We start from the raw sequence: 15,556 nt of genomic DNA, 5'->3' as shown, positions 1-15,556 counted from the left end.
TCGGTCCAATGACTACTTATAAAGCTCCCGTCGGGGAGTACCAGTTCCTGGCCAGCCATGTGCTGGCCAAGGAGTACGCCACGATAGGCGGGGAAGAAGCCTCGGCCGAAACCCTCGCCACTGTTCTCGATACGCTAGGGCAGTTTGTAGCGGAGCTGCTTGTTCCACTGGCCGAGTCGGCGGACAAGGAGGGGTGCACGGTTACCGCAGACGGTGTGAAGGCGCCCAAGGGGTACCACGCGGTTTACAACAGCTTCGTCGAGGATGGCTGGGGTGCATTGCATACAGCCATTGAGGACGGGGGCCAGGGTCTGCCTCTTCCGTTCGGCTTTGCGTGTGACGAGGTGCTCAGCGCCGGGTCCATGTCGTTCGCTTTGTATGCCTCGATCCGTCTCGGCGTTTACTCCGTTCTTAAATCAATCGGCTCCGACTACCTGAAAGAGACCTACCTTCAAAAAATTGGTAACGGCGAGTGGAACGGGACCATGTGTCTGACGGAGCCGCAATGTGGCACTGATCTTTCACTGATCCGCACCACTGCTACCGAAGGTGAAGGCGGGACCTATCGACTTTCAGGCACCAAGATTTTCATCACCGGTGGCGATCACGATCTGACCGATAACATCATTCACCTCGTGTTGGCTCGAATCCAGGGCGCACCGGCGGGGTTAGGTGGTTTGGGTCTGTTCATCGTTCCCAAGTTCAAGGTCTCTGATGATGGCGCCTGGACAACACGTAACGGGGTGACGTGCCCACGTGTTGAGCACAAGCTGGGCATTCACGCCTCAGCCACCGCAGAGCTGTTGTTCGAGAACGCGCAAGGCTGGATCGTCGGCGCTCCCGGCACAGGCCTGATGGGCATGTTCGGCATGATGAAGCTGGCCCGTATCGGGACGTCATTTCAGGCCATCGGCGTAGCTGAAATCGCCAGCCAGAAGGCCATTGCCTATGCCTTGGAACGGGTGCAGGGACGCGATCTTGTCGGCGGCACCAAAGCTTCGCTGCCGATCTTCGAGCATCCCAATATTCGTCGAGAAATCGTGCGTATGCGCATGCTTGTTTCATCCGCACGGATGCTGGCTTTCTCAACGTCGTTGGTTAACGAACAGACGAACGATGGCGTCAGCGTTGAGACTCGTATGCGGGCGCAGGTGATGCTGCCGGTGCTGATGTCTGCTTCTAAGGCGATTTGCAGCGAAGTGGGTGTGGATGTGGCGACGGCTGCCATGCAAACCCACGGTGGTCACGGCTACATCCGGGATACCGGCGTCGAAGTGTTGCTGCGTGACGTGCAGATTCTTCCGATCTACGAAGGCACCAACGACGTCCAGTCGCTTGACCTGATTCTGCGTCGTCTCGATGACGGTAGACATCAAGCAGTTGACGCGACGTTGGATTGGCTACGTGAACAGATATCAGAGCTGCCTGATGTCGGTTCCCACGCTCACTACGTGGAGAAGACGCTCAATTTATTGAGCCGTATCGAAGCGGTTGTGAAGATGCTTAAAACGGACTTTGCCCGTTCACCCTATGCGGCACTGCAATGCGCTCGCGAATTTCTCTGGCTGATTGGCCACGGCGTTATCGCCACGTTGTGGCTAAGGGCGCTTGCTGCGCTGGAAGCCAAGGACCTTCCTGTCGACAAGGTCGTGAAACTCGCCCAAGGACAATTTTATTTCGCTTATCAACTGCCGGATGCCGAGCTTCGGATCAGCCGCCTGGAAGCAGCAGCTGAGATTGAGCAGGCACTTAAGGCCTATCCCGTAAGCCTCAACTTCTGATTGGAATCACCATGACCGCTAAAAAAGATCTGTTTGACGTGAGTGGCAAAGTCGCCCTGGTAACCGGCGGCACCCGTGGCATTGGTTTCATGATCGCTAAGGGCTTGGTGCAAGCCGGCGTCAAGACCTATGTGGTTTCTCGCAAAGCGGACGCCTGTGCAGCCGCCGAGGAAGAACTGAAGAAGTACGGCGATGCGGTTGGTATTGCAGCGGACCTGGGCGATCAGGAGCAACTGAACAAACTGGCCGATGAGATTCTTCGTCGCGAACCCAAGCTGCATATTCTGGTGAACAACGCGGGCGCTAGTTGGGGTGCAAGTTTCGGCGAGTTCCCGGAGAGCGGCTGGGACAAGGTGATGGACTTGAACCTGAAGTCCATCTTCTTCCTAACCCAGAAACTGGGGAGTGCTCTGCAGGCTGCGGGTACCGATGAAGATCCGGCGCGCGTAATCAACATTGGTTCCGTCGATGGGCTGACCAGTCCTGATTACGGCAACTACTCCTACTCGGCAAGCAAAGCGGCAGTTCATCATCTGACTCGCCACCTTGCGGCTCATCTGGCGCGCGCGAATATCAATGTTAACGCCATCGCCCCTGGTCCGTTCGCAACCAAGATGACGGAGCAGATGCTCAAGGCTAAGGGCGACGAGATCCTCAAAGTCATTCCTCGCCGTCGTACCGGTCTGGAATCCGATGCTGCGGGTACCGCGATTTTCCTGTCCTCAGCTGCTTCTTCTTACATCACTGGCGCCGTCATCCCCCTTGATGGCGGCTTCTCCACCACCCGTTGATGAGCACCGTCATGCACAACCGTACCGTAACTGCTGAAGAACTCCGTGCTCTTGTCGGCAAAGACCTTGAGCCGTCGCCGTGGCTGCTGCTGGATCAGGCGCGAATCAGCGCGTTCGCTGAGGTCACCGAAGATCGCCAGTTCATCCATGTGGATGCAGAAAAGGCCAAAGCGTCGCCATTCGGCGGCACCATCGCCCATGGGCTGCTGACGCTATCGATGCTGCCCTCGCTGATTGAAAAAACCCTCCCAGCCCTAGAAGGAATGAAGGCCAGTGTGAACTACGGCTACAACAAGATCCGCTTCCTGGCGCCTGTGCGCAGTGGCAAGCGAGTGCGGGCCAAATTTGTGATCGCTGAGTTCAGTGAAACAGGTCCTGGACGCTACCAGATCATCACCAATATCACCGTCGAGATCGAAGGTGAGGACAAGCCAGCGCTGATCGCCGAGTGGATCAGCATGGTCCTGGTCTAGGCAAGAGGGAATAAATATGACTATTCGATTTGACGGGCGGGTGGCGATTGTCACTGGGGCAGGTAACGGCCTAGGCCGTTCGCATGCTCTAGGTTTGGCTGCACGAGGCGCAAAGGTTGTAATCAATGACCTCGGTGGCTCTCGTGACGGAAGCGGCGCTAACTCTGCTGCCGCAGAAGCGGTGGTAGAAGAGATCCGCGCAGCGGGTGGCGATGCCGTCGCCAATGGTGCCAACGTCGCTCACTTTGACGAAGTTCAGGCAATGGTCGAGCAAACGCGCGAGAAGTGGGGGCGTGTAGACATTCTCATCAACAACGCCGGCATTTTGCGCGATGCCACTTTTACTAAAGGCTCGCTTGATGACTTCTGGAAAGTGGTTGATGTGCATTTGCGCGGTACGGTGAATTGCACTAAAGCGGTGTGGGATCTGATGCGCGAGCAGAATTATGGTCGCGTCGTCTTAACCTCGTCAGCTTCCGGTCTATATGGCAACTTCGGGCAGGCTAGTTACGGTGCTGCGAAGGCAGCAATGTTAGGGCTGATGAATGTGCTGCACCTGGAAGGTCAGAAAAACAATATCCGCGTGAACGTACTGGCTCCCACTGCAGCGACGCGGATGACTGAAGACCTGATCCCACCAGCGGTGTTGCCATTGCTGGCACCTGAAACCATTACGCCTGGGTTGCTATTTCTCGCAAGTGAATCCGCGCCATCCAAAGTGATTCTTGGTGCGGGTGCCGGCGTGTTCGCGTGTAGCAATCTCTACGAGACGGAAGGCCTCTTCTTGCATGAGCATGAGCGTACCCCGGAGTTGATTGCGCAACGATTCAATGAGATTGCCGCAACGCAAGGCCAGAAAGCGCTTGAAGGCGCTTTTGACCAAACGATGCGCTTCGTTCGAAAAGCTGCTGATGCCTTAGGCGTCGAGCTTCCCACCGTCTGAATCCCGAGGATTTCATCATGCGTGAAGCTGTCATCGTATCCACCGCCCGTACGCCAATCGGTCGGGCTTTCCGTGGGGCGTATAACGACACCAAGTCCCCCACGCTTATGGCACATGCTATTCGCCATGCTGTGGAGCGCTCCGGTCTCGAAGGCGATGTTTTCGAAGATGCGGTAATCGGCACTGTTCTTTCTGCGGGTACTGCCGGCGGCAACTTGGCGCGCAATGCAGTATTTGCCGCAGGTTTACCGGTGACTGTTCCCGCACAAACGATGGACCGTCAGTGTTCCTCAGGGTTGATGGCGATTGCCACTGCGGCCAAGCAGATCACCTTTGATGGCATGGACGCCACGATTGCGGGGGGGCAGGACAACATTTCTGCTGTACAGAACAATTACTTCGCCTGGGTTGGTCAGGAGGCAGACCCGAACGTAGTCGCTCATGTTCAGAACGCTTACATGCCCATGCTGCATACCGCTGAGTCGGTGGCGAAGAAGTATGGTATCTCACGTGAGGAGCAGGATCGCTACTCTCTCGAATCGCAGATTCGTACTGCCAGAGCGCAGGAGCTGGGCCTTTTCAACGATGAGATTGTCCCGTTCCAGGCACGCATGAAGCTGCAGGACAGGGAGACCGGCGAGATAAGTTTCCGCGACCTTCTCTTGAGCAAAGATGAAGGCAACCGTCCGGACACCACTTACGACGGTCTCTCTCAACTCAAGCCCGTCGTCGAGGGTGGCGTAATCACGGGTGGCAACGCCAGCCAGCTATCAGACGGCGCTTCGGCATGTGTGCTGACAGAAGCCCGTTTTGCTGAGCGCCGAGGGCTGGCTCCTCTGGGTATCTATCGTGGTATGACCGTAGCTGGGTGTGCTCCAGAAGAGATGGGCATCGGTCCCGTCTACGCCATTCCGAAGCTACTTAAGCAACACGGCCTGAAAGTTTCCGATATTGGCTTGTGGGAGCTCAATGAAGCGTTTGCCTGTCAGGTGCTGTATTGCCGCGACAAGCTGGAAATTGATCCTGAGCTGTACAACGTCAATGGCGGGAGCATCTCCATTGGCCATCCGTATGGCATGACTGGAGCACGTCTGGTAGGGCATGCATTGATTGAAGGCAAGCGTCGAGGGGCGAAGTTTGTTGTTGTCGCAATGTGTATCGGCGGTGGCATGGGCGCTGCGGGGTTATTTGAGGTCGTATGAATAGTTTTCCTGTGAGGCGAGTTATTTGACTCCATCACAGGAGTTTTTGGGCCGATCAGGCGCCACGATCGCTCTGGTCGCCCGCTTTTTTTCATCACGCCTTTGAACAATAAAAACAAAAGCTAGGAGTGTATCGAACATGAGTGCATCACTTGATTATGCCGAATCGTTGAGCAAGACAACACGTCTGCTTTTAACTTCAGCAGTCCTTATGGCTGCATTGAATTGTGCGCCGGCTTTTTCTGCCGTAACACCTGAAAAAGCTAACCAGCTAGGTGGGGTTTTGACCCCGGTCGGTGCCGAAAAAGCTGCCGATACTGCTCTCGGAATTCCTGAGTGGCAAGGCGGCCTGGCGAAAAATGCCGGCGCCGTGGATTCAAAAGGGTTCCTGGCCGATCCATTTGCCAACGAGAAGCCCCTCTTTGTTATTACCGCTGCAACGGTTGACCGTTACAAGAAGCATCTGACTCCTGGTCAGCAAGCGCTTTTCAAACGCTATCCAGATACTTACAAGATGCCAGTTTACCCGACGCATCGGACGGTGAACTTTCCCAGTCAATGGCTGGAGATGACTCGCGCGAACGCGACCAAAGTAAAACTGGTGGAAGGGGGGAACGGCCTTGAGAACTACGCAGGCGGAGTGCCGTTCCCCATTCCTGAAAACGGCCAGGAGGTGATCTGGAATCACCTCACCAGCTATAGAGGTCAGGGCTTCAGTCGATTCGTTATACAAGCTACTCCCCAGGTAAACGGTGGCTTTGTTCCCGTTCATTTTGAGGACCAAGTTTTACCGTTTTATGCGATGAAAAAACCCGATGGTGAGCTTCAGTATTACAAACAGGTCGTCACTGCCCCCTCGCGTCTAGCTGGAAGCGTGATGCTGGTCCATGACTACCTGAACCAAGTCGCCAACCCACGCCAAGCATGGATTTACAACGCGGGCCAGCGTCGAGTACGCAGGGCTCCTCAGGTGGCCTATGACGGGCCCGGTACCGCATCGGATGGCATGCGTACCGCAGACAACCTGGACATGTTTAACGGTGCGCTGGATCGTTACGACTGGAAGCTTGAAGGAAAGAAAACGATCTACATCCCGGCTAACAGTTATCGACTCGATTCCCCGACCTTGAAGTACGAGGACATCATCAAGGCTGGGCATATCAACCAGGATTTGACTCGTTATGAATTGCGACGGATATGGCATGTGACCGCTACCTTGAAGCCAGGTGCACGGCACATTTACGCCAAAAGAGACTTCTTCATTGATGAAGACAGTTGGCTGATTGCCACCGTCGACCACTACGACGGTCGAGATGCGCTATGGCGTGTGGCAGAAGGGCATCCGCAGTTCTACTACCACCAACAGGTACCGTCTTACACCATGGATGCGCTTTACGATTTGCAATCAGGTCGTTACTTGGCGATGGGCCTGAAGAACGAAGAAAAGCATGCCTGGAATTTTGATGTCAAGCCGCAAGAGAACGATTTCACTACTGGCGCTTTGAGACAGTTGGGCGTTCGCTGAAAATCAACAGCCGCTGTTATCGTGCGTTTCAAAGAAATACGGGGTGATTGTGTGAACTGGAAATTTGCAGAGTTGAGTTACCACGGTGCAATAGCAACTGTCCGTCTCAACCGTCCCGACAAGCACAACTCGCTCAATACGCAGATGCTTTTGGACTTGATAGGTTGCGCGGAGCACCTGAAGCATGATCCGGATATCCGCGCAGTAATCGTTACGGGAAACGGCCCATCGTTCTGCTCCGGGATGGATCTCAAAGAGATCATGACCGGTGGGCCGTTGAAGAAGCTGCTGGCATTCCTCCCGCTCTGGAAGCCGACTATGAACCGATACCAGAAGGTTTCGCTGGTATGGCGATCGTTGAGTGTTCCCGTCATTGCGGCAATTCATGGGAACTGCTTTGGCGCTGGCCTTCAGATTGCTCTGGGCGCTGACATCCGTATAGCCGCACCGTCCTCACAGTTGTCGATCATGGAATCTAATTGGGGGCTAGTGCCAGACATGGGAGGCACAGTACTTTTGAGGGAACTGCTGTCGAAAGATATAGCAATGGAACTTACATTTTCGGGCAGGACCCTGAGCGCCCAAGAAGCCAAGCATTTGGGTGTAATCACCCACCTCTCGGATGATCCTTTGGCCTCAGCTGTTGAGCTTTGTGAGGAGTTTTCAAAGCAGTCACCCGATGCGATCGCAGCAGGAAAGCAACTCCTAATAGGCGCATGGAGTGCAAGCGAATCTTCCGCTCTAAGCCTTGAGCGATTGTGGCAACGGCGCGTCATCGGTAAGCCGAACCAGAGCATTGCTGTGGCACGAAGGCTGAAAAAGTCAGAGCAATGTTACATCAATCGTACCTGGTAAATCCCAGGAGGCACCGGATGAAGAGATACAAATGCAAAAAGGCGGAGGCCACGCGCTTAGGGATTTTGAAGGCGGCCTCCGCGCTATTTCATAAGCACGGCGTGAAGGAGGTCGGCCTTTCAAGAGTCATGGCGGAGCTCGATCTGACCTGCGGCGGGTTTTACAAATACTTCGAGTCTAAGGAAAACCTTGCAGTTGAGGTATGTGATCGGAGTTTCCACTCTGCATTACAAACGTGGCAGGGTATGTTGAGCGAAGCACAAAAGGCTTCGCAAGCCCCTGCGCAATTTTTTATCACTCAATATCTGGACCTTGCCGAAAGCGGCCATTGTCCGATAGTTGCTTTGGGTCAGAGCGCCTTCAACTCCTCCCATGACCAGTCGTTTTTACGATCGTACCGCAATGGCACCAAAACATTGCTCGACACGATGGTCAGCGTTGTTCAGGACCAAGGTTTTGGAATGACGCGCGAACAGGCCCTGATTCAGTTTTCTGCCATGCTCGGAGTTAGTTTCCTTTTCCGTGCAGTCGGATCGGAATTATGGGTCAAGGAAATTCAGCAAGCGCTGTCAACACAGGCGGGCTAAGAAAAATCTTTCATCGTGTGGCCGAGCAGAGGTCACTCGTTTTCACCGACTGTCTTGAGAGATTACCTAATGGCCACATCAGGCTTGGAATACCCTTTTCCGAAACCAGAGCAAGGATCGGTTACTGAAATTTCTCCTGGAGTGCTTTGGATTCGAATGCCACTTCCCTTCAGGCTTGATCACGTCAATCTCTGGCTCATCCGGGATGGCTCCGGGTGGGCAGTTGTCGACACAGGAATGCGCATCGACATAGTGCAGGAAACCTGGGAGAGAATTCTTGGCCAATTACTGAAAGGGGCCCCCGTTACGAGAGTGCTGTGTACCCATATGCATGCGGACCACATGGGTATGGCTGGCTGGCTAACAGAGCGTTTTCGCTGTGAGCTTTGGATGACTGGCCATGAGTATCACGGATGCCAGGAGCTTCTACGACGTGAGGATTCAGTACCTTCGGCTAAGATCGAATTTTATCGCCGTGCTGGTTGGAATCAAAGTGCACTGGATGCATTTTGTAATTCATATGGTGGTTTTGCAAAAGTAGCCCATCCGCTGCCGCCGCTGTTTAAAATACTCTCGGACGGAGATCGAATTATTATAGGTGAGCATGAGTGGCAAGTAATCGTCGGACAGGGCCATACTCCTGAGCATGCGTGCTTTTATTGCCCGGCGCTTCAACTATTCATCTCAGGGGATCAAGTACTGCCCAGAATTACTTCAAATGTATCCGTTCCTTCGCTTCAGCCTGATGCGAACCCCATGGAGGGATGGCTAAGTTCGTTGATCAAAATCAAGCGCAAGGTCAGCAACCAAGTACTGGTACTACCTTCTCATAATGAGTGTTTCAGAGGTCTGCACGCCCGACTGGACGACCTGTTGCTGATACAGCATCGAATACTTGCAGAGCTACTCGTTCGCCTCAAAGAGCCCTGTCGCTCGGTGGATATCTTCGAGTGCCTTTTCGGTCGCAACATCACCATGTCAGACGGTTTCCTATTGACGATGGCGACAGGGGAAAGCTTGGCTAACTTGAACTACCTGCTCGCGAGAGGGAAAGCAATCAAGTGTGAAGACGAATCTGGAGTTGATTGGTATAGCGCCACCGTTGTATAGCCGTACGTTCGCGGGGCGGGTATGGCTCAATTACTTCATCCACAAGTTCCCCGACGAGTATCAATCCGGATTTTATTCTCGGCTCATGTCGAAGATTCGCCTTGCACCCATCTGCTTGCCTTCACAGGCCGACAGTAGCGGTCAGCATCCCCTACAGTAGATGCATTAGTTCTGTGGGGACGATCAGTCACTTCATTTGCAAAGCAGGTTCGTCCGGCCAGTACGGAAAAGACAAGTTGCAGCCAAGCTGCGTCTGAAAGCAGTCCCAGGGCACCTGCCATATTCTGGAAATGCCGTGCAGCCAGCCCGCCAGGAGTGGCCCGGCTGCACCCAACCCATATCCTAAGCAATGTTCCGTGGTAGACAACGACCCGCCTTAGTGGTGTCCGCGCAGACGCAACTCGAATAAGCTCGGCTATAACCATCGACATGCCCGCTCCGGCTCGCAATAGTTCGCCGTGCTCTGCAGGTTTACCGGGTAACACCGTTGGCTTTGAACAACCACTCGAATGCCTGATCTAATGTCGGTGTAGTGGTTTCGAGAGCGCTCGCGTTGATTTGATCGGCAGTCCGTTGAAACAGATCTTTCACGCCTGGCAATACGGATACAGGCATATCAGCCGCACGAAGCTGCCGTTCTGCTTCTTCGACCTCTTTCAACCGGCGTGGCGCATGTACGACATGCGTCCGGATCAAGGCACCAAGAAAGTCACGCAAACTGGCCTGGTCGATGTCGCTCAAGGCGTCATGCAGTTTCTCAGTAACCCCCTGCTTCTCGGCAGCCATGAAGCACTCGATCGTAAGCGCCTCCAGCCCTTTTGTGAATACACTCCGCAAAATCTTGAGAGCCGCTGCATCGCCCGCAAGACCATCTTCTACAGGCTTGAGTGGTGCCCCAGCCAAAGCATAAAGGCTGACCGCACGATCAATCCCTGTACCGGCTCCTATCAAGTTGGTCTTTTCGTGAGTTAGCGCGATGGCCCCTAGGATAGCCACGTCCACATACTGAATCTCGAGTTTGGCAGCTCGCTCTCCAGCTTTCCTGATCTGTGCCGGGTCAGCAGTGGTCATATCGATGAACAAGGCACCTTCATGCATGTAGCTGAGTGCATCCTCAGCCACAGCCAATGAAACGGTGCCAAAAACGCAGGAGACCACGATGTCACAGTCCGCAACAGCTTCGATAACCGAAGTCGATATACTTAGCCCCAGTTCTTCGGCGAATGCTTGCGCCCTGGAGGATGGCTTGAGATCACACAGAATTACGTTATTTCCAGCTGCAGACCATGGTCGCGCGTACGTGAGGCCGACTTCACCGGCGCCAATTATTGCTATTTTCATCTTGTTATTTTTCCGTTTCAGTGGGCCGCGTAGGCGCCCTTGTAAGTACCGGCTGCGATCTGCGCCATCATCTCAGCTTCTTTTTGTTCTGTGGCGTGGCACTGTCGCAGCAAACTCTCGGCCAGCGATGCTGGGAAGGCGACTACACCGTCATGATCTGCGACGACGAAATCGCCAGGGGACACGACCATGCCACCGATGCAAACAGGTACATTTATATCGCCAGGCCCGTTTTTGTAAGGGCCACGGTGCATCCCCGCTCGCGCAAACACAGGGAATGCCCCCTTGCCGATCGTGGCCAAGTCTCGAATAGCACCGTCTATGACTATCCCAACTGCACCGCGTTTTTCGGCGATAGCGGCCATAATGTCTCCCATCAGGGCGCGGCTGATATCACCGCCACCATCGATAACCAAGACGTGACCTGGACGGATGAGCTCCAGGGCCTGATGTATTGCCCGGTTATCGCCACAAGGCACTTTCACCGTTAATGCGATGCCGGCCATGGTGCCTTCGATGCGGTGGAAGGGCCGCAGTGGGGCTCCAGGTAGGCGATCAAGGCAATCGCTGATGATGGACGTCGAGGTGCGGGTATAGGCCGCCAGCAACGCATTGAGCTCTGGGGTTTGGACGATGGCGTTCATTTGAATTCCTCAGGTGGCAAGGTCTCTGAGGATAAAGATGCTGGTGAATAGAAAAAGCGATATTATTCTATATATATACATTCTTATTAGGAATGCTCGTGGTTACCCTCCAGCAACTTATCGCGCTGCATTGGATCGAGCGCCTCGGAACGTTCGTGCGGGCTGCCGAACAGCTCAATACGACGCAATCAGCTATCTCCAAGCGAATTCAAGAACTAGAACAGTCAACGGGCCTGCGGATCTTTGATCGATCTCAGCGTGGCGCACGACTCACGGCTTCGGGTGAGGAGCTTCTTGTTATTGCTCGTGAAATGCTCGGCCTTGCCGATAAAATTGCATCGCTGAAGGATGGCACGCATGTCGTCACGCGCCGCCTTCGGCTTGGGATCACAGAACTGACAGCTCTCACGTGGCTGCCTCGCCTCATCACACGATTGGTAGTCGATTTTCCGGGGCTGACCGTCGAGCCTGAAGTCGATATGAGCCGCAACCTTCATGAAAGGCTAATGGATGATTTAGTCGACTTCATAATCATCCCTGACACCTTCACTGCGCCAGAGGTGACGTCAGTTCCGCTTGGATCGGTTGAAAACGTGTGGATGGCCGCGCCCGGTTTAATCGCCAATGCTGGAGTAGTTGAGCTCGCCGAGTTGGCCAAATATCCGGTGCTAGTCCAAGGAAAGAAATCAGGATCGGGGCTGTTTGTGAACAAGTGGCTCGGATCCCTTGGCATTGATCTACCAAAAACATTGTCCTCAGACAGCCTGACGGCGATCCTTGGCCTAACAGCCGCCGGAATGGGAGTGACTTATCTCCCACTCGACTGCTTCCAGCCCTTAGTCGACGAGGGGAAACTGGCTGTTATACGAACGGAACCTGAGCTTCCGCTAGTGCCCTACATGGCGATGTATCGTAATGACAGGTCTTCTGCATTCGTTCAGGAAGTGGCTTCTCGCGCAGTGGAGTTATGCGACTTCTCGCGGCAATTGCAAAGCTGATAGGAGCAGAGCGGAACCCCTGCTCCTTGTGTCGTTCACTGGTTTCTGAGAATGGTGCAGTCGACTTCGGTGAGGTCGCCGGGCTTGGCACGAGGTTTTGCTTATGCAGTGGCAGCAGCGGCATTCTCGTCGGCGGGTTCAGTGATTGAAATTACAAACACAAGCGCTGCGAGCGAACATACACCAAGGAAAATGAACACAGCCGTCCAGCTGTAGCTGTCCAACAGCATTCCTGTGATAAGAGGAGCCATTGCACCACCGGCCTGTCCGGCAGTGTTCACCAAGGACGCTGCTACAGGATAGGTGGTACGGGTTGTGAGACCCATTGGGTAAACAGAAAACGATGAGTAGCCAATATTCAGGAGAAAGCCGGTACCGAAAAGCAGCAGGCTCACGGAGAACAGGTCATTAGGTGCATACACCAGTGCAACCATCATCAAGCAAGTCGCGACCGCGCTGATCATCATCGTCGGTTTTCTGCGGCGGTCTAGCACCGTATCTGATAGCCATCCCCCAACCACGTTACCAAGGACGCCACCCGCGAACGGCAGTGACGCAACGAAGCCTATCTGCATTAGTTCGAAATGCTTTACCTCTCCCAGATATTTTGGAAGCCAGGCCAGCAGCACATTGACAACGCCTGTCATCAGCAGATAACCGAGACCGCATCCCCATATATTCCAGGATTTGAACACAGACCGTGAGGTCACCAGCGCGGGAGTGTTTTTGTAACGTAGGGCTTTGTCGAATGCACCAAAGCTTTTGTGAGTGCGTTCTGTACTCTTGTCAGCCTTCGATTGATCCTCGATATGGGTAGCCTCGGCTTCGTTGACACGACGACTGCCACGAGGGTCGTTGGGTACAAGCCACCACCAAAGGAGGGCCATCAACACACCTGGAACGGCGAAAGCAAAAAACATCGTCCGCCAACCATCAAGCATGATCAGCGCGGCACCAATTGGGGGCGCGATGACTGCTCCCATTTTGGCTGCTGATAGAAAAGCGCCGGTGGCTAAGCCCTTCTCTCGAGCAGGAAACCACCGATTAATCGTACTGAGCATTGAAAGAGGAAGTGCGGCTTCGGCGACACCTAGGGCCGAACGGTAGATTTTTAACATGCCCAAGCTACTGGCGGTGCCGATTAACAACGTAACCACAGATGTCAGCCCTATGGAAATAGGGGCGACCAAGCGAACGCCTACGCGACTGAGTAGAAAGCCAGCGGGTATCTGGCCCAGCGAGTAAAACAAAAAGAATGCGCTGACGAGCAGGCCAGCCTGTGCATTGGTCGCGCCAAATTCTTTCTGAATGTAAGGCAAGGCGATGCCGATATTAGCGCGATCGGCCGCAGCCAACATGTATACGGTCACGATTACACCCAGCACAAGCCAGCGGTACTTTGACCTTGCAGGCTGTGCAGTGGCAGCAGTGGTGGCGATAGCGGTCATGGGCCCTCCGATTTTTATGTTTATTGGAGTTGCTATGGTCGACATTCTTCATAGATAGAAAAAGCGATAAATTAGAAAGCCGATACATTCCTTATCGGCATTGTTGGGCGGGGAGGGCGAGGCCAGCCACCAAGAAAACAGGTGCCATACGCTACTTGGGCTGCGCTGGCAGCCTTTTGGCAGCAAGGGCCTCCAGGTCGTGATCCATTGCTCTACCGCACGGTAAGCTATGGACGCAACCGCCTATGACTGTGCTCGCGTTTCTGGCGCCGCGTACACTGGAAAAGAGAACATCGACTCGTTTGGAGTGTGCTCGTAGTTCGAGGACAGCACCGCACTGAGTCGATCGCCCAGCTGGTTCCAGGCACACTTCTTCTCTTCGGCATAGTCGTGATGCAGGTAATGGCGCCTAACCCGAGAGCCGGCCAACACATGGTTTTGGCAGCGGTCGATGACGTCCAGGCTGACCCCTAAAGCCTGCATCATCGTCGCGCCCGTGCGGCGCAGGTCATGCGGCGTCCAATCACCGTTCTGGCCGTCGGCAAGCACCAGTGTATCGTCGTGACGCCGTCTGGAGAGGGCCTTACGGTTTTTGAACCGAGCCTGGCGGTCGCCGACCTGTTTGCTCACCACTTTCACGTCCACATGTCCGTCATCCTGCTTGTTCGGAAAGCACCACCGGGAGTCTCCCGTGAGGGTCTTGAGTTCCTGAAAGAAATGCAGGGCAAAGGGGGAGAGGAAAACATGGTGGTCTTGTTTCTTGCCCCGGGAGCCTTTGACGTTTTCACTGGGGAGGAACCACGTTTGCCGCTCCAGATCGACATTTTTCCATTCAGCCTGAAGCAGCTCGCCAATCCGGCACAGCGTGCCCAGGCTGATCCATAGTGCGAGTTGGGTTTCTTTCTTTAGCGGCCGTATGCCGTCATATTTTCGCCCGGCGGGGAGGGCGTTGTAATCAGCAGTCATTTGCTGGAAGCGGTTGTGCAGTTCCAACAGCTCTGCCGGTGAAAGGATCCGGCTTCTTTCGGCCTCGTAGTCGGCTGGGATCAGAGGGGAGATGTCGACGAGTTCCGTCGGATCGCCCTCGATCAATAAGGCCCGCCAGGGCTGACGCTTTCTAGCCCAGCTAAACATCTGGGTGAGGTCGGCAAAGAAACTGATGGCTTGCCGGTAAGCGCCGCGGTTGACCACGGCGCGGATCAGCGCCCGAACATCGTGTTCGGAAACATTGTTCACCGCGATCTTGCCAAGTGCTGGCAAAAGGTCCTTGTTAAAACGTCTATGCAACTCGGCATTACCGTCTTTGCGCGCCACGCCATCCAACAACCAGGCCTTGACCAGATCCTGGACGGTCAGCGTTTGCGCCTTCGTCGTTTCTACTTTTTCGGCCTCTACGTTAGCCGCGGCGTATGCTTGTGCCTTGGCGATTTTCTTGAGTTCGTTGGGATTGATTTGCTCATCAATGAGTGCCCGTGCCTGGTTGCGGGCCTTACGGATGTCCGTCAAGGATTTGCGTGGCCAAGACCCGCAGGCGTATTCTTTGTTCTGCTCGCCCCAGCGATAGCGATAGAAAAAGCTGACCGACACGCCGTCCTTACGCAGGGAAATTCGACCCGCGAGATTGCCATCTTCCCGGAGGATGCGGCCGGCATCGTTGGCGGTCAGCGACTCGAGTTCTTTGATGGTGATTTTGGCCATGAAACGGACTCCCCCTACTTTTACCCCCACAAAAACGTCGGCTCTTGATGGACGTTGCTGGACTCTCGTAGAGCAGAACACCGCTGGAGCTCAAGTAAATACTAGCTTAGAAAAATCCAGAGTAAAATTTTGGAGTCTTTCAAGAAGTATGAAAAAGGAG

At 54.4% G+C, this 15,556-nt stretch carries 14 protein-coding genes; 10 read left to right on the top strand and 4 right to left on the bottom strand.

Features of this window, described 5'->3' with window-relative positions; translation table 11 throughout:
* Positions 1 to 8 precede the first annotated feature (8 nt).
* The 9 genes from GXB78_RS05590 (at position 9) to GXB78_RS05550 (ending at position 9,267) form a co-directional block, all read left to right on the top strand.
* Positions 9 to 1,781 (top strand): acyl-CoA dehydrogenase, encoded by a 1,773-nt coding sequence (locus tag GXB78_RS05590; RefSeq protein WP_329514665.1) that lies wholly within the window; start codon positions 9 to 11, stop codon positions 1,779 to 1,781.
* Positions 1,782 to 1,792: 11 nt separating this feature from the next.
* Positions 1,793 to 2,572, top strand: a complete 780-nt coding sequence (locus GXB78_RS05585; protein ID WP_329514664.1) for an SDR family NAD(P)-dependent oxidoreductase — start codon at positions 1,793 to 1,795, stop codon at positions 2,570 to 2,572.
* An 11-nt stretch (positions 2,573 to 2,583) separates the two neighbouring features.
* Positions 2,584 to 3,045, top strand: coding sequence for a MaoC family dehydratase (locus GXB78_RS05580; RefSeq protein ID WP_329514663.1), 462 nt, complete (start codon positions 2,584 to 2,586; stop codon positions 3,043 to 3,045).
* Positions 3,046 to 3,061: 16 nt separating this feature from the next.
* Complete coding sequence (locus GXB78_RS05575; protein WP_329514662.1) at positions 3,062 to 3,988, top strand: SDR family NAD(P)-dependent oxidoreductase; 927 nt, start codon at positions 3,062 to 3,064, stop codon at positions 3,986 to 3,988.
* A 17-nt stretch (positions 3,989 to 4,005) separates the two neighbouring features.
* A complete protein-coding gene (locus GXB78_RS05570; protein ID WP_329514661.1) occupies positions 4,006 to 5,190 on the top strand; it encodes an acetyl-CoA C-acyltransferase in 1,185 nt (394 codons plus the stop codon).
* A gap of 139 nt (positions 5,191 to 5,329) precedes the next feature.
* Positions 5,330 to 6,715 carry a DUF1329 domain-containing protein gene (locus GXB78_RS05565; RefSeq protein WP_329514660.1) on the top strand — a complete coding sequence of 462 codons (1,386 nt, stop codon included), beginning with the start codon at positions 5,330 to 5,332 and terminating at the stop codon, positions 6,713 to 6,715.
* 51 nt (positions 6,716 to 6,766) lie between these two features.
* Positions 6,767 to 7,570: a crotonase/enoyl-CoA hydratase family protein gene (locus GXB78_RS05560; RefSeq protein WP_329514659.1), complete on the top strand. Its 804-nt coding sequence runs from the start codon at positions 6,767 to 6,769 to the stop codon at positions 7,568 to 7,570.
* Positions 7,571 to 7,587: 17 nt separating this feature from the next.
* Positions 7,588 to 8,157 carry a TetR/AcrR family transcriptional regulator gene (locus tag GXB78_RS05555; protein WP_329514658.1) on the top strand — a complete coding sequence of 190 codons (570 nt, stop codon included), beginning with the start codon at positions 7,588 to 7,590 and terminating at the stop codon, positions 8,155 to 8,157.
* Between the two features lie 69 nt (positions 8,158 to 8,226).
* Positions 8,227 to 9,267 (top strand): MBL fold metallo-hydrolase, encoded by a 1,041-nt coding sequence (locus GXB78_RS05550; RefSeq protein WP_329514657.1) that lies wholly within the window; start codon positions 8,227 to 8,229, stop codon positions 9,265 to 9,267.
* Positions 9,268 to 9,738: 471 nt separating this feature from the next.
* On the opposite strand, the gene GXB78_RS05545 is transcribed toward GXB78_RS05550, so the two are convergent.
* Together GXB78_RS05545 and GXB78_RS05540 are read right to left on the bottom strand one after the other, a co-directional pair.
* Positions 9,739 to 10,608 (bottom strand): NAD(P)-binding domain-containing protein, encoded by an 870-nt coding sequence (locus GXB78_RS05545; RefSeq protein WP_329514656.1) that lies wholly within the window; start codon positions 10,606 to 10,608, stop codon positions 9,739 to 9,741.
* Positions 10,609 to 10,625: 17 nt separating this feature from the next.
* The gene (locus tag GXB78_RS05540) at positions 10,626 to 11,252 is read right to left on the bottom strand and encodes an RraA family protein (RefSeq protein ID WP_329514655.1); all 627 of its coding nucleotides are present in this window, start codon (positions 11,250 to 11,252) and stop codon (positions 10,626 to 10,628) included.
* Positions 11,253 to 11,350: 98 nt separating this feature from the next.
* Between GXB78_RS05540 and GXB78_RS05535 the strand changes: the two genes are divergently transcribed.
* The gene (locus tag GXB78_RS05535; RefSeq protein WP_329514654.1) at positions 11,351 to 12,250 is read left to right on the top strand and encodes a LysR family transcriptional regulator; all 900 of its coding nucleotides are present in this window, start codon (positions 11,351 to 11,353) and stop codon (positions 12,248 to 12,250) included.
* 101 nt (positions 12,251 to 12,351) lie between these two features.
* On the opposite strand, the gene GXB78_RS05530 is transcribed toward GXB78_RS05535, so the two are convergent.
* Together GXB78_RS05530 and GXB78_RS05525 are read right to left on the bottom strand one after the other, a co-directional pair.
* Positions 12,352 to 13,698 (bottom strand): MFS transporter, encoded by a 1,347-nt coding sequence (locus GXB78_RS05530; RefSeq protein WP_329514653.1) that lies wholly within the window; start codon positions 13,696 to 13,698, stop codon positions 12,352 to 12,354.
* Between the two features lie 243 nt (positions 13,699 to 13,941).
* Positions 13,942 to 15,396, bottom strand: a complete 1,455-nt coding sequence (locus GXB78_RS05525; protein ID WP_329514652.1) for a tyrosine-type recombinase/integrase — start codon at positions 15,394 to 15,396, stop codon at positions 13,942 to 13,944.
* Positions 15,397 to 15,556 lie beyond the last annotated feature (160 nt).

Origin of the sequence: Pseudomonas moraviensis subsp. stanleyae (assembly GCF_036283065.1) — a bacterium.
GTDB classification, from domain to species: Bacteria; Pseudomonadota; Gammaproteobacteria; order Pseudomonadales; family Pseudomonadaceae; genus Aquipseudomonas; species Aquipseudomonas stanleyae.
This window is presented reverse-complemented; position numbering and strand designations above follow the sequence as displayed.

Coding starts and splice junctions, on each gene's coding strand:
- GXB78_RS05590 (WP_329514665.1), top strand. CDS start 9: ATGACTACTTATAAAGCTCCCGTCGGGGAGTACCAGTTCCTGGCCAGC.
- GXB78_RS05585 (WP_329514664.1), top strand. CDS start 1,793: ATGACCGCTAAAAAAGATCTGTTTGACGTGAGTGGCAAAGTCGCCCTG.
- GXB78_RS05580 (WP_329514663.1), top strand. CDS start 2,584: ATGCACAACCGTACCGTAACTGCTGAAGAACTCCGTGCTCTTGTCGGC.
- GXB78_RS05575 (WP_329514662.1), top strand. CDS start 3,062: ATGACTATTCGATTTGACGGGCGGGTGGCGATTGTCACTGGGGCAGGT.
- GXB78_RS05570 (WP_329514661.1), top strand. CDS start 4,006: ATGCGTGAAGCTGTCATCGTATCCACCGCCCGTACGCCAATCGGTCGG.
- GXB78_RS05565 (WP_329514660.1), top strand. CDS start 5,330: ATGAGTGCATCACTTGATTATGCCGAATCGTTGAGCAAGACAACACGT.
- GXB78_RS05555 (WP_329514658.1), top strand. CDS start 7,588: ATGAAGAGATACAAATGCAAAAAGGCGGAGGCCACGCGCTTAGGGATT.
- GXB78_RS05550 (WP_329514657.1), top strand. CDS start 8,227: ATGGCCACATCAGGCTTGGAATACCCTTTTCCGAAACCAGAGCAAGGA.
- GXB78_RS05545 (WP_329514656.1), bottom strand. CDS start 10,608: ATGAAAATAGCAATAATTGGCGCCGGTGAAGTCGGCCTCACGTACGCG.
- GXB78_RS05540 (WP_329514655.1), bottom strand. CDS start 11,252: ATGAACGCCATCGTCCAAACCCCAGAGCTCAATGCGTTGCTGGCGGCC.
- GXB78_RS05530 (WP_329514653.1), bottom strand. CDS start 13,698: ATGACCGCTATCGCCACCACTGCTGCCACTGCACAGCCTGCAAGGTCA.
- GXB78_RS05525 (WP_329514652.1), bottom strand. CDS start 15,396: ATGGCCAAAATCACCATCAAAGAACTCGAGTCGCTGACCGCCAACGAT.